General features: G+C 40.2%; 16 protein-coding genes. 3 read left to right on the top strand and 13 right to left on the bottom strand.

The genetic code is table 11. From position 1 onward, the window contains the following. Nucleotides 1–46 precede the first annotated feature (46 nt). Together tsf and rpsB are read right to left on the bottom strand one after the other, a co-directional pair. Nucleotides 47–931, bottom strand: a complete 885-nt coding sequence (gene tsf / locus ACFO3D_RS02855; RefSeq protein WP_390293089.1) for a translation elongation factor Ts — start codon at nt 929–931, stop codon at nt 47–49. A 210-nt stretch (nt 932–1,141) separates the two neighbouring features. Then, nucleotides 1,142–1,885 carry a 30S ribosomal protein S2 gene (rpsB, locus tag ACFO3D_RS02850; protein ID WP_390293088.1) on the bottom strand — a complete coding sequence of 248 codons (744 nt, stop codon included), beginning with the start codon at nt 1,883–1,885 and terminating at the stop codon, nt 1,142–1,144. 400 nt (nt 1,886–2,285) lie between these two features. On the opposite strand from rpsB, the gene ACFO3D_RS02845 reads away from it, so the two are divergent. The 3 genes from ACFO3D_RS02845 (at nt 2,286) to ACFO3D_RS02835 (ending at nt 4,504) form a co-directional block, all read left to right on the top strand. Continuing rightward, on the top strand, nt 2,286–2,447 hold the full coding sequence (locus ACFO3D_RS02845; protein ID WP_390293087.1) for a hypothetical protein: 162 nt from the start codon (nt 2,286–2,288) through the stop codon (nt 2,445–2,447). 91 nt (nt 2,448–2,538) lie between these two features. Next, a complete protein-coding gene (locus tag ACFO3D_RS02840; protein ID WP_390293086.1) occupies nt 2,539–3,480 on the top strand; it encodes an ABC transporter permease subunit in 942 nt (313 codons plus the stop codon). Beyond that, a complete protein-coding gene (locus ACFO3D_RS02835) occupies nt 3,461–4,504 on the top strand; it encodes an ABC transporter permease (protein WP_390293085.1) in 1,044 nt (347 codons plus the stop codon). The genes ACFO3D_RS02840 and ACFO3D_RS02835 overlap by 20 nt, the downstream gene beginning before the upstream one ends. Before the next feature lie 115 nt (nt 4,505–4,619). Here the strand turns inward: ACFO3D_RS02835 and ACFO3D_RS02830 are convergent, their stop codons facing one another. The 11 genes from ACFO3D_RS02830 to ACFO3D_RS02780 form a co-directional block, all read right to left on the bottom strand. Next, nucleotides 4,620–5,792 carry an MFS transporter gene (locus ACFO3D_RS02830; protein WP_390293084.1) on the bottom strand — a complete coding sequence of 391 codons (1,173 nt, stop codon included), beginning with the start codon at nt 5,790–5,792 and terminating at the stop codon, nt 4,620–4,622. Between the two features lie 137 nt (nt 5,793–5,929). Then, entirely contained in the window at nt 5,930–6,853 is a 924-nt protein-coding gene (locus ACFO3D_RS02825) for a DsbA family protein (protein ID WP_390293083.1), read from the bottom strand. Continuing rightward, nucleotides 6,854–7,195, bottom strand: a complete 342-nt coding sequence (locus ACFO3D_RS02820) for a winged helix-turn-helix transcriptional regulator (RefSeq protein WP_390293082.1) — start codon at nt 7,193–7,195, stop codon at nt 6,854–6,856. It abuts the gene before it with no gap. A 268-nt stretch (nt 7,196–7,463) separates the two neighbouring features. Next, on the bottom strand, nt 7,464–7,922 hold the full coding sequence (locus ACFO3D_RS02815) for a DUF6115 domain-containing protein (RefSeq protein ID WP_390293081.1): 459 nt from the start codon (nt 7,920–7,922) through the stop codon (nt 7,464–7,466). 9 nt (nt 7,923–7,931) lie between these two features. Continuing rightward, nucleotides 7,932–8,246 carry a hypothetical protein gene (locus tag ACFO3D_RS02810; protein ID WP_390293080.1) on the bottom strand — a complete coding sequence of 105 codons (315 nt, stop codon included), beginning with the start codon at nt 8,244–8,246 and terminating at the stop codon, nt 7,932–7,934. 97 nt (nt 8,247–8,343) lie between these two features. Further along, a complete protein-coding gene (locus ACFO3D_RS02805) occupies nt 8,344–9,123 on the bottom strand; it encodes a FliA/WhiG family RNA polymerase sigma factor (protein ID WP_390293079.1) in 780 nt (259 codons plus the stop codon). A gap of 53 nt (nt 9,124–9,176) precedes the next feature. Next, nucleotides 9,177–9,674 (bottom strand): chemotaxis protein CheD, encoded by a 498-nt coding sequence (locus ACFO3D_RS02800; protein WP_390293407.1) that lies wholly within the window; start codon nt 9,672–9,674, stop codon nt 9,177–9,179. Continuing rightward, nucleotides 9,667–10,305: a chemotaxis protein CheC gene (locus ACFO3D_RS02795; RefSeq protein ID WP_390293078.1), complete on the bottom strand. Its 639-nt coding sequence runs from the start codon at nt 10,303–10,305 to the stop codon at nt 9,667–9,669. Before ACFO3D_RS02795 ends, ACFO3D_RS02800 begins: the two co-directional genes overlap by 8 nt. 5 nt (nt 10,306–10,310) lie before the next feature. Then, nucleotides 10,311–10,781 (bottom strand): chemotaxis protein CheW, encoded by a 471-nt coding sequence (locus tag ACFO3D_RS02790; RefSeq protein ID WP_390293077.1) that lies wholly within the window; start codon nt 10,779–10,781, stop codon nt 10,311–10,313. Between the two features lie 19 nt (nt 10,782–10,800). Then, complete coding sequence (locus tag ACFO3D_RS02785; RefSeq protein WP_390293076.1) at nt 10,801–12,807, bottom strand: chemotaxis protein CheW; 2,007 nt, start codon at nt 12,805–12,807, stop codon at nt 10,801–10,803. A gap of 12 nt (nt 12,808–12,819) precedes the next feature. Further along, nucleotides 12,820–13,863 carry a protein-glutamate methylesterase/protein-glutamine glutaminase gene (locus tag ACFO3D_RS02780; RefSeq protein WP_390293075.1) on the bottom strand — a complete coding sequence of 348 codons (1,044 nt, stop codon included), beginning with the start codon at nt 13,861–13,863 and terminating at the stop codon, nt 12,820–12,822.

The raw sequence follows: 13,863 nt of genomic DNA, 5'->3' as shown, positions 1-13,863 counted from the left end.
TAGCGAAAAGGGAACAGCGTCTTGTGTTCCCTATCCTTCGCAACCATTATTTTTTCATCTGGCTCATTACTTCTTCAGCAAAGTTTTCTTCACGTTTCTCCATACCTTCGCCTACTTCATAACGAATGAATGTTTTAACTGTAGCACCTTTATCTGCCACATACTTCTTAACTTTTTGGTCCGGATCTTTAACGAAGTCCTGTTCCAATAGGCAAATCTCCTCAAAGAATTTACCAAGACGGCCTTCAACCATTTTCTCTACAATATGTTGTGGCTTACCTTCATTAAGCGCCTGAGTTTTTAGAACTTCACGCTCACGGTTTACTTCCTCTTCTGAAACTTCGTCACGGGATACGTAACGAGGGTTAACAGCAGCAATATGCATTGCTACATCTTTTGCTACTTCATCTTCAGTTGTTCCTTCCAACAATGTAAGAACACCAATGCGTCCTCCCATGTGAAGGTAAGCACCAAAGGCATCATTGTCAGTTTTATTCACTAATGTGAAACGACGAAGAGAAATTTTCTCACCAATTTTCGCTACAACGGAGTTAATGTATTCTTCCACTTTGTCACCGTCGCCATGAAGTTTCTGCTGAAGTGCTTCTTCAACGTCTGAAGGCTTCTGGTTTATAATATGTTTTGAAAGCTCGGAAAGTAACTGCTTGAACTGGTCATTCTTGGTAACGAAGTCTGTTTCACAGTTGACTTCAAGCAGAACAGCTGAGTTATCATTAACCTCAATATGAGTAGAACCTTCTGCAGCGATACGGTCTGCCTTCTTAGCAGCTTTAGCCATACCTTTTTCACGCAGGAAATCAATTGCTTTATCAATATCTCCGTCAGTTTCTTGAAGTGCTTTCTTACAATCCATCATACCAGCACCAGTTTTTTCACGAAGCTCTTTAACCATTTTTGCTGTTACAGCCATTGTAAATCCTCCTTGTATATCAAAAATATTTTTCTTGCTCTTTCCTTAAGTATGGAAGCTGGCACACCATAGTATTAGTCTGCACAGCTTTTTAGTGTTAAAAACTTAGCAAATGCCTAAGTTACACTTATGCAGGCGAAGTTTAATACCTTCCTTCTGCAAAAAAAGGTGATAAAAGGCTAATCCCCTTATCACCTGACCTTTTTAAGATTACTCTTTATCAGTTGTATTAGCAGCGACAGCTTCTTCTGCCTGCACTTCTTCAGTTTCCTCGCCTTGCTTTACTTCCAGAATAGCATCAGCCATTTTGGATGTAAGAAGCTTGACAGCGCGGATTGCGTCGTCGTTGGCAGGAATAACGTAGTCAATCTCATCAGGGTCACAGTTTGTATCAACGATTCCGATAATAGGAATGTTCAACTTATGTGCCTCTGCAATTGCAATACGTTCTTTCCGTGGGTCGATAACGAACATAGCATCTGGAAGCTTGTTCATTTCTTTGATTCCACCAAGGAATTTCACTAGACGATCTTTTTCCTTAAGCAGATCCACAACTTCTTTTTTTGGAAGTACTTCAAAAGTTCCGTCCTCTTCCATACGTTCAATGTCTTTAAGACGGTTGATACGCTTGCGGATTGTCTGGAAGTTTGTAAGTGTTCCACCCAACCAACGCTGGTTTACATAAAACATGCCGGAACGAGTCGCTTCATCGCGAACTGAATCCTGTGCCTGTTTCTTAGTACCTACGAAAAGAACAGTACCGCCGTTAGCTGCGATGTCCTTAACGTATTTGTATGCTTCATCAACCTTCTTAACAGTTTTCTGCAGGTCAATGATGTAGATACCGTTACGCTCCGTGAAGATGTATTTTTTCATCTTCGGATTCCAACGGCGTGTCTGGTGACCAAAATGCACACCAGCTTCAAGCAGTTGCTTCATCGAAATTACTGACATAAAAAATTCCTCCTAATGGTTTTTTTCCTCCGCCCGGATCATCTTCAGATAAAGACCTTTACGGCACCCTTTATCCAAATTACTGGACGTGTGTGTTATACTTGCTCACTTTCGATTGGTGAACATGTCTTTACACCAAAAATTAATATATCATATTACGGTATCTCATTCAAGTTTTATTGGGTATGGATAGTGAAATTTTTTACTCTATTAATTATAAATCGTTTGGTGCAGTTTGAGTAACGGATTTTCAGTCCTATTTTTACTTAATACCTCCTCACAAATAATCTTTTTCCTACAATTAGCTCATTTGAATTTTTTAAAAAATATGAAAACCACGGTTGAGTCCGGGTGAGTTAATTGTTATAATATGGATATATTTGAAGGAGGTGGAAATATTATGAAAAAGAAAATCACCATGATTATCTCTGCAATTGTAATGGTAGGAGTATTTTCTGTAACACCCTTTGAGTCTACTACGTATGCGTATACGGTACCCCAGTGCATCCTTGACAATGGTGGGGATGGTGGCGGAACCGGGGGTGGAACTGGCGGTTGCTGACATTATAAGATAGAACCAGCCAAATGCTACACAGCCGTCTTCGGCTGTGTAGCATAAATTACCCTATGTAGGGCAAACTAGGAGGTGGAATATGAAATCAATCTATCACTTTCTTATCACAACTATAGGAATATTGATGTTGGGCTCACTTCCGTATTTGTTTTCCGATGAAATTTATCAGCTCCAATCAACTTTAAAGTTATTGCAGACTGGAGCATTAAAAGATGCTTCTTTCCTTAGCCACGATATTGGTTTTCACCCAGTAAACTATCTGGTACATATGTTTGGTACGATCAAAGACCTACTTAATTTAAATGGAATTAACTACTACTTTGAAGGAATGTTTCTACCACTTTTTCCAGAGTTTTTTTATAAATATTTATATTCCATGGCAATATTTTCAGGCGCACTTTTTGTAGGGATATTACTTGCTGTTTTAATTACTTTCATTATCATGTTGATACCAACCAAGTATAAAAAACCCGTAAATTTTTTACTTCTTTTGTTAGAGTCGCTACCAGACTTATTTGTAATTCTACTTCTTCAGACAACTATTAGCTGGCTATACGGAAAAACAGATATCTTACTTTTTGAAACTCTTTCATCATATCAGGAACCTGCTTATTTATTGCCTATTCTATGTCTTGCTACGTTACCGGCAATTTTTCTTATTAAACATCTAGTGCAGTTGTTTGAGGATGAATTAAGCAAGGAATATGTTGAATTCGCAAAAGGAAAGGGTTTACAAAAAAGTTTTATTTTACTTGTTCATATTTCACGAAACACGTTTCTCATTTTATTTTATCAATTCCGAACTATATACTGGTTTGCACTTTCCAACTTACTAATGCTGGAAATTATCTTTAATATGAAAGGTTTCATGCAATTTATGTGGGCTTATGCACCAACTACACCCATTATATTAACTATTGGGTTATTAATGGTTTTTCTACCCTTCTACTTGTTCTTTACCTTTGGAAAAGTAGCATTGATAAAAGGAGGTTTGGTAAAACATGGTATGGAAAATCTTTAAAGAGCCTCTATTTTTAATGGGGATTCTTACTATTTTCTTTATGTTAACGGTCAGTATTTTTTATAGCTTGTTTACCGAACCTCCACAGCCATTAAAAAGTATATTGGTATATAATGAGAATGGCCAGCTTATCGGAAAACACCCTCTGCCCCCTTCTGAAGAATATCTTTTGGGTACAGATTCTCAAGGTGTAAGTATGGTTTATAAAATCATACAGGGAGCGAAATATACCATTGGCTTTGCAATTATAGTAGCGTTGCTTAGGATGATCCTATCTTTATTAGCTAGCATAGCTTTTAGTACATCTCTGAGAAAGTTAAGGCCAACATTGAAAAGCTTTTCAGATTCATTTACATATGCTCCTTCCGCTCTGGTTGTATATATCATACTATCGCCAGTAGTAGTCATTTACAGTTGGGCTTTTACGGGACCTGAGAAAGTTCTTCTAACCTTTACATGTCTCACTCTCATTGCATTACCGACATTAACTTTTATAATTAGTGAGGAAGTTACGGAAATAGGGAAACATGAGTTTATTACCAGTGCACGATCATTAGGCAGTAGCCGGGTCCAAATACTATGGCGCCATGTCGTCCCCTTTCTTTTACCTCGCCTATTCATTTTGTTTGCGCAACAAATCGTTCAGGTGTTATTACTATTTGCACATCTTGGTATTCTGGGACTTTTTATTGGCGGTACAAACCTTATAGTAGAAGATAGTAGCTTGGAAATGGGGAATCAACCGGAGATGATTAGTTCATCTCTTTCCTATGAGTGGGCTGGCTTAATTGCTGCGGCACGAGATGTCATCAATATTTACCCGTGGATGATTTATCCTCCTGTCATCGCTTTAACGCTTACGATTCTAGCAATGATTTTTATCGTGGAAGGCCTGAAATCGGCATTCCTTGACAAGAAGCCCTTCACCATAAAACGAAGGGCAGTTAATCAAACGAAAGATCAGGGTGACCCTATCAATCATGAATCATTTGAGTTTTTGAATGACAACCAAAAAATAATGTAAACCACTTTCGACCATTCACAAAAAAGAAGTAACCACTGCCGACTAGGGTCCGTGTGTTACTTCCAGTTTTATGCTAACATTTCAATTCGTTTTCAATAAAACCTAAGATTGATCCCTATCGACCCTTCCATTCATGTGCAGGTCGTGAATCCTGTCCACGATACATGGAAATCAGCGCCGCTCCAATGGAAAGGATAACAAAAAAACCGCCCACAGTCGCAGTTTGTTCGATAGGCGCACGCTCAATAACCAAACCGCCAATTAAGGATCCAAATGCGATACCCAGATGGAGAGCTGAGTTATTCAGGCTCTGCTGAATGTCGGATGTTGCAGGTGACAGGTTAATAAGATAGGACTGTGTTGCTGGTGCCAATGTCCAGCTGAGCATCCCCCAGATTACCAGAATCACCAAAAACACCGGCAAAGCGAAAGTGGTATATGGGATGGCGAATATAACCAGTGCAAACAGAACAGTTGTTAACATAATAGTGCGCTTCGGGCTTAGGGTGTCCGATAAAGTACCGCCAATTCCCCCACCACTTACCGCAGCGATTCCGAAAATCATATAGATTACGCTAACCCAGGTTCCGTCAACCCCCATGGTTATTTTAACGAATGGGGTTAAATAGGCATATAGAACAGTATGTCCTGTTATAAATAGAAATGTTATAGCCTGCCCAAAAAATATCTTTCGGTCTCTTAATGTAGCAAGTTGTTTTCTGATTGGGCTTGAAGGCTTTGGTTCAATCCGCTCCATTAGTAAGAATACACCAATCATGGAGAATACTGCCAAAACTGTTATCAGTACAAACGGCGCACGCCAACCAAAAGCATTCCCCAATAAAAGCCCGACAGGAAGACCCAGCACAATCGATGCACTGACCCCCATGGATACTATCCCAATTGCCCTCCCACGGTATTTTGGATGAACGATTGACGGTGCAATCGTTAAACATAAAATGATCAGCAATGAACCACTCAATGCTGAAATAATTCTTCCTATAAAGACAACCATGTAAGTCGGACTGAATACAGTCACAATATTCCCCAGCAAAAATACAGCCAGTGATATAAGCATTAGCTGTTTTCGCTCTAATTTGGAGGTTAGGATTAATAATATCGGAGCCCCAACAGCAAAAATCAGTGAAAATACAGTGATCAGGAATCCAACCTGGCCTAAACTGACACCAAGATCCTCTGCCATCAGATCCAATAATCCACCAATTATTAATTCGACCATTCCTACAACAAATGCCACAATCATTAAAAAATATACACGTTTATCCATTTCATGACGCCTTTCGTCTTGCTTAATTTGTCCAAAGACTTATCGTATACCCAAATGAATTATAAAACAAGCTTGTTAACTAAAGAAAAGGAAGTAATCGCTTCTGAACAATAATAGCGATTACTTCCCCCTCCATACTATTTCTTTACAAAGTATATTTCTCCAAGCAATTCCTTCGCCTGATATGCTTCTGACGAAAGCCTTTTTTCAACAAATTCATTCACATCTTCTTTTTCAATGTCGTACATTACTTCAATCTCTTTCGAAAATAGAAGTTCTTCTTTTTCCAGCAAACCGGAAAGTGCAGGCTGTTGCTTTGGTTCAAGCTCTTCTACATCCAGAACCTGTTTAAGTCCGGATATATAGTACTCAAGAGGACGACCACCAACAATTTTCACCCCTTTATTTTCCTCATTCACCATAATAATAGTAGGAAATCCTCTGGCGCCCAAGCTTGCAGCAAGTGAAAAATCTTCATCCAATAGCTGCTGTCCGTCCGGTAATTCCGCCTTATTCACAATATCTTCTCCATCGAATCCAAGCTTATTAACGATATCAATAAGAACGTTTTTATCAGCAATATTTTGATTGAATGCAAAAACTGCTTCCCTGGCACGCCGTAGAAACACTCCTGCTAACGCTTCATTCTGTTTCTGGATCACTTTAAATACGCGGGAAGGTGGGTATGATGAGTGAACAGGGTTACTGTACCAAAGCGTTCCATCAATTGGCATGCGAGTCTGTTGCCCAACTTCCTGCCAATGTCCAGCAACATCTGCTGGCCCTGAGATTCCATTTGCGGGGTCAACCGGTCCGCCGCCCCATTTTTCCAGTAACCCTCCCATAACCGTATGAACATTGAAATAATCGCCATACTGTTCAACAAAGCGACGAAGAACTGGTTCCAATGCCCAGCAATGAGAACAAATTGGGTCTGTCACATAATATAAATCAATCGTTTTCTTTGGTTTGTTTAAATCTATTACCTGTAATTCGTCTCCCCCTGGTACACCGCAAACACCCGTTTCCAAATCACAAATCATGTTATCGTTGTTCGCCATTTAATTTTCCTCACCTTCCATTGGTAATTTAACTTCCATGTATTGCTGTGCCCATTCTTGAATCGGTTTAAGACTATTGGCCAGAGCTCTTCCCTTTTCTGATAATTTGTAAGAAATCGTAACAAACGATCCACTTTCCACTAGTTTCTCAACTAATTCCTCATCTGCTAGTTCAGAGAGCTTCATGGATAACGCTCTAGACGTAATTCCTTTTAAATCACGCTTCATCTCCGAAAAATGAGCCGTTTGATTCTCACATAAGGATAAATAATGGATGATTTGCCCATTCCACTTTTTTCCCAATATTTGAAAGGAGGCCTCAATATATGGACAAGTTTGCATATGCAACACCTCTTTATGAAAAAGTATACCATGTATAAAAATAATATCAAGTATATTTTTTATACTTATATACCTTAAAAAAGAGGCTGGTACACAACCAACCTTTTCTTACAAAATTCGAGTGATAAAAAGTATAAATTAATAATGTTATCCTCTTGTAGATGATTTTTACATTGGAGTTGATATAAAATGCGAAACAACTCGTAGCTTCGCTGTTATATCGCAGGTTATAGAAAATCTGCTGTCCCGCCACTTTCCGATATTTTTATTATTTTTTATGGAACTTCAAAATTAGCTCCACTTCCGTTTTACCACAGTTCAAACTTTTGGCTATTTCGTCAGACGATAGCCCCTTACTATGAAGCTGAAGGATTTGTGCCTGCTGTGACATCTCCGGTGCGTCTGTTACTTTAGATATATTCGGGAGATAGTCCTGATTTTCCTCTGCTTTTTGAGAATGCGAAGTAGCAGCTTCCTTCTGTGACATATAGGTATCCCCTGTTACCCGTTGCTCCGTTACCCTATTGTTATTGGGATTTTGTTCACGGAGTTTTATTTCAAGAATCCGGTTTTCTTCCCTTATCTCCTCTAAATAAGTATCCATCAGTTCGATAATCTCCCGGGAGTCTCCACTTTTTGACGACTGTAATTGCTTGAACAGCTGATAGATTGCTGTCAGTGCAATAATATGCAGAATAAAACTGATGATCAGTAACATTGAAGTCATAAAATCCCTCTATCCATTAAAATCTATTTGCGTGCCGAGGTAGGGATGTGCAGATAATTCCCCACGGCTTTTCTGTCTGGACTGTTTCTCTTGCTCTTTCTCCTGACCGTCAATCTCCTGTTTTTCCTTTACTTTTGTGCCTTCTACATTATCCATTTCCTGTACACGTATACGCTTACGTTCCGCTTCTTTCAATTGACTTCCAGCAAGTGATTCCTGAAAATGCTGGTTTTGTTTCAGCATTTGTTCCTGAAGTTTTCCAGCATCCTGGGTGCGAGGAAGAGCCACCTGCATTTCGATTGATTTCCAGCTCAACAGTCCCACTTCCTTTTATATTATTATAAAAGAATTCATACCTTCTATTTCGCTGGAAAGATGAGAAAACCCTCTTTTTTGCTGAATAATTCCATAAAACATGCCTTTACGTAACAGATTGAATTTTATTCAATGTATTTCTTAACTTAAAAATCGCTTTTTTGTGGATTTGTGAAATTCTTGAGGTAGTTAATTCTAAAACCTGTCCAATTTCTGTTAATGTCAGTTCCTGATCATAAAATAAGCTAATAACCATTTGCTCGTTCTGGTTCAACTGTTTCATACTCTCCACAAGTTCACGCTTCACTTCCGACTGCATTATATGATTGTCAGGTAAAACAGAGGATTCATCAGGTATGGTATAACCAATTCCTTCTTTATGCTCCTGTCCCCCGTCTTTTGGTTTTTCTTCGATGGATAGAATATTGGCGTATAAAGAATCACGAACCAGCGTTTCTACTTCATTTGCAGGAATTTCAAGTTTGTCGGCAATTTCCTTTGACGTTGGGGCGCGATGGTAAATCTGTTCGAGTTCCTGTGAAACAAGTTCAACTTTTTTCGTCTTCTCCCTTATGGATCGTGGCAGCCAGTCTTCTTTGCGCAGCCCATCAATAATGGCACCACGGATACGGAAAGAGGCGTATGTATCAAACTTTAAATCACGCTCAGGCTCAAATTTATTTAAAGCATCAAATAATCCTAGTAATCCAAAGCTCTTCAAATCGTCTTTGCTAACATTACTCGGAAGATGACTGGAAACTCTTTCGACGTGAAAGTTAACTAGATACATATAGTTTTCTATCAATTTATTTGCAGCCTCATTATCCTGGTTATCCAACCAGTTACGCCATAGTGTCTGTTCTAGAGGAGATTTGTTGCCTGTCATAATCTCGCTCCTCCCTCTTTTGAAATCTTAAAGACAGAAATAATTGCCCGTACTTAAATAACTCGTTCGCCCTCTGAAATAGTTCTGATATGCAGCTTTCCAGTTTCAGGATCGAACTCGATTGTTCGTCCGCTATTTCCACCAATGTCTTTTGCTATCAGCCGAATTCGATGGAATTTAAGTCTCTTTTCTACTGCAGCAGCATTACGGGGACCAATGCGCATAAAATCATTTCCTGAGGTAAACTGGAACATTTGCGCACCACCTGCCATTTTAGCTTTCAAGGCGAATTTTTCCGCCCCCGCAACAATAAGTTTATCTACCAATATATCAATTGCTGTATCAGCGTATTTATACTTGTTCAGGTTATCCTGCTTTGCCATAGCGGAGTCAGGAAGCATTACATGGGCTAGACCGGCCATTTGATTTGATAAATCATAAATTACAACTCCGATACACGAACCAAGACCGGAAGTACGTATTTTATCGGGGACACTGACAATATTCAGGTCAGCAATCCCAACTTTTACTACCGTCGCAGTGTCACCCATCATTCTGTATCCCCAATGAATGGAATAGCCTGGCGCATGAGTCGGGGTCAGGCAGAAACAGGAAGTTGCCCTTTATACCATTTTCCGTTTCTCCCTCATTAATCTGTGTATCAATAATAATTGCATAATCAGTCACAGTTGAAACATCAATAAGACCAGCAGAGAGTACAGCCCCAGCCATATCGACACTCAGGTATGGGACGGATGGCTTTAACAGAAGACCGGTAAAGTCAGAAAGCGCCGTTATATAAGATCCTGTAAGTATATTCCCTGTTTCTTTGACGGCAGAAACCACCAGGTCATCCTGCTCAGTATTGTTAAGTAAGTCGACATCTTGTTGCCCGGTTATACTCGTTATTAGCGATTTTGCTTCCTCGATGGTTAGTATGAAATATACCTTTCCAGGAGCCTCACCTTCTATATTTATCATTACCGCTGCTACGGGGGTTTCTGCTCCGCCCACCAGTTCCATAACTTCATCAAAAGTAATGATTTTCACCGAAGGCACCTGCATATCTACTTTTTTATTGATCAGCCTGGACATCGATGTAGCAGCATTGCCTGCTCCGATATTACCAATTTCTTTTAATACATCTATTTGAACTAGTGAAAAAGGATTTTTTTCTTCCATCCTCCCTAACCTTCCACTGTTTTAAGTTCATCGACTTCTTCTTCTGTTAGTACCTTTTGCAGATTCAATAGGATCAGTAACCGGCTATCCAGTTTCGCAACCCCGTCAATATAATCAACGTCAACTGAACCAACAACTTCCGGTGGAGGCTCAATTGCTGATTCTGGAATATCGATGACATCGTTGGCAGCATCCACAATCAGTCCGATTTCCATATCTTCCATATAAACAATAATTATTCGGGTTGACTCTGTAGCCTCGATTTCATTAAGTCCCACGCGGGTCCGTAAATCGATTACAGGAATGACTATCCCTCGAAGATTGATTACACCTTTTACGAATTCAGCTGTCTGCGGAACACGTGTAATAGATTGATAACGCTCAATGGATCCTACCTGCTGTATAGAAACAGCATATTCTTCGTTATTTAACTGAAATACGATTACTTTCCGTTCTTTTACCGACTCATTACTCACCTAAAACCCTCCCGAATGATTATTTTATTAGTGCGTTACTGTCTATTATTAAAGCAACTTCTCCGTCTCCCAAGATGGTAGCACCGGATACTGCAAAGGTATCTGACAAATAGTTCCCAAGTGACTTTAGCACTACCTCCTGCTGACCGATAAACGAATCTACCACAAGACCTGCCATACGTTCTCCTTTACGGACAATGACAACTGACAGGTTTTCCTGGTGGAGTTGGTATTTACCAGGTACCTGAAAAACATCATTCATAAACACCAACGGGACAACTTTCCCGCGAAAATCAATTACACGCTTATTGTGTGCCTGCAGAATCTGGTCTCTATGTATTTTTGCTGTTTCAATAATAGAAGAAAGCGGAACAGCGTACGTTTCAGCCTGTAATTTAACAAGTAATACGGAAATAATTGAAAGTGTCAAAGGCAATTGAATCGAAAATTTTGTCCCTCTGTGGGGTTCTGCCTCAATCGCTATCGTTCCACCTAGAGATTCAATCGTGTTTTTTACAACATCCAGCCCAACACCCCGTCCTGATATATCAGAAATGGTATCTGCGGTGGAAAAACCACTCGCCATAATTAATTCATTTACCTGTCTGTCTGATAGTGTCTCTGCTTGTGTACTGTCAATCACTCCGTTGGATATCGCTTTATCAAGTACTTTCTGTCGGTTAATTCCTGCCCCATCATCTGATATCTCAATGAATACATGATTTCCGCTGTGATATGCCTGAAGATGAATAGTTCCCTGTTCAGGTTTCCCCTGACTGACACGGCTTTCTGGTGTTTCAATTCCGTGATCCAGTGCATTTCTGATTAGATGAACCAGAGGATCACCGATTTCGTCTATGACTGTTCGGTCAAGTTCTGTGTCAGCTCCTTCAATTTCAAGGTTGACGTTTTTATTAAGATCCCGTGCCAGCTGCCTTACCATTCGTGGAAAACGGCTGAATACCTGGTCGATTGGAACCATCCGCATGGTCAGGATAATATCCTGCAAATCACCGGAAATTCTGGTTATCCGCTCTACTGTCTCCTGAAGATCCTGGTTGCCAAGTTCTCCGGAGATTTGTTCCAGACGGCCACGATCAATTACCATTTCTTCAAACAGATTCATCAGAATATCAAGTCTGTCGATATTGACACGAATTGTTTTACTAGATTTCGTCCGGCCACCTGCAGGGACTTCGCCGGACATCTGTGTCGATTGCTCTGAAGAAGATGCAGCTTCTTCCTGTGCATGTTTAGCCTGTTGTTGCTTATTAAATACATCGACTGAAAATGACTCAACAGTCACACGTTCAATTTCTGATACTTTCATAATACTAGACTTAATTTCTTCAGGTTCCGATTGAGAAACCAGGATAACGGTAAAAGAACTATCAAACTTCTCCTCCTCCAGATCACTGACAGAAGGTTCCGACTTTATAACTTCACCGATTTTTTCTATGGTTTCGAATACCATAAAAACACGGGCACCTTTCAGAAGACAATCTTCCCTAAGCTGAACCGTAATTTCATAGTTGAAAAAACCCTGCTCATTTGATGCTTTTAAAATTGACAGCTCAAACTCATCGAGCGTAAGTGCCGTTTCCCTCGTACTGACAGGTTCTGCAGATTCCATGCTTACATCCACTTCTCCGCGCTCTAACCGTTCCAGTGACATAACGATACTTCCGACATCCCGTTTCCCATCGCCACCGTTACTAATATCTTCCACCATGAGACTCAGGGAATCAACTGTATCAAACAGAATATCCATCATATTCGGCTGAACAGTTAATTTATCATACCTGATTCCATCAAAGACATTTTCAAGTTTATGAGTAAGATCAGCAATATCACTAAAACCCATAGTTGCCGACATACCTTTAAGTGTATGGGCAGCACGGAATATCTCCTCAATAACCGTTTTATCTTCCGGTCGTTTTTCCAGTTCCAGCAACTGATTGGACAAAACTTCAAGATGCTCATTACTCTCATCAATAAAAACCCCTAAATATTGTGCTGTATCCATTTAATTCCCCCCTTAACTGTTTACAATTCCGGTTAAAACCTGTCCTACTTGTTGCATAGGTATAATTTGATTGACATGATCTGTATTTACTGCCGCTTTCGGCATGCCGTAAACAACAGCTGATTGTTCTGCTTCAGCTATTATATGACTGTTGTGATCACTCGTCTTTAAGCGGATGATCCCCTCAGCCCCATCACTTCCCATACCGGTCAGGACGATAGCCACTTTCCGTACCCGGTTCAGGTCTGCAATCGATTCAAACAATATATCAACTGATGGTCTGTGCCCTTTTCGTTGGATATCACTGTTGAGTTCAATTGAAAGAGCAGTTCCCACATTAATAACTTTCATATGCTGATTGCCTGGTGCAATATATGCTGTGCCTCTTTGTAGAATTTCTCCATGTTCCGCTTCTTTTATATGTATATCAGCAAGGGAATTCAGACGATCAGCGAGCGATTTGGTAAACCCGGCCGGCATATGCTGGACAATCAGTACAGGCGCCGGGAAATTTGCCGGCAGACTTGTTAGGACCTGTTGCAGGGCACGTGGTCCACCAGTTGAAGCGCCAATCCCTATTACTGTCTTTTTCTGTCCGTGCCAAGAGTTTGTATTCACCTTGCTTGCAACAGAGGCAATGGGTGAAAAGGAAATATTTGAGTTAGCTGCTTCAAAAACCTTTGTAAGTATTTCCTGCTCAATTCTATCGATATCCAGAGATATTGGCCCGGAAGGCTTAGTGATGAAATCAACCGCCCCACTCGAGACCGCTTCTATGGTCTTCACTGTACCTCTACCAGTCAGGCTTGACAGCATGACTACCGGTAGGGGCATAGTTTCCATAATCTTTTTTAATGCGGTAATCCCATCCATCACAGGCATTTCAACGTCTAGAGTAACCACATCAGGATGATAGTCTTTGATTTTCTGCAGGCCATCTAAACCATTTCTAGCAGTCGCCACCACTTCAAATCTGGAATCTCCTGAAATAATTTCTGTAAGCATTTTACGCATGAAGGCCGAGTCATCGACCACTAGGACACGTGTCGGTTCCAC

Origin of the sequence: Virgibacillus kekensis, from assembly GCF_042654125.1 — a bacterium.
GTDB classification, from domain to species: Bacteria; Bacillota; Bacilli; order Bacillales; family Amphibacillaceae; genus Lentibacillus; species Lentibacillus kekensis.
This window is presented reverse-complemented; position numbering and strand designations above follow the sequence as displayed.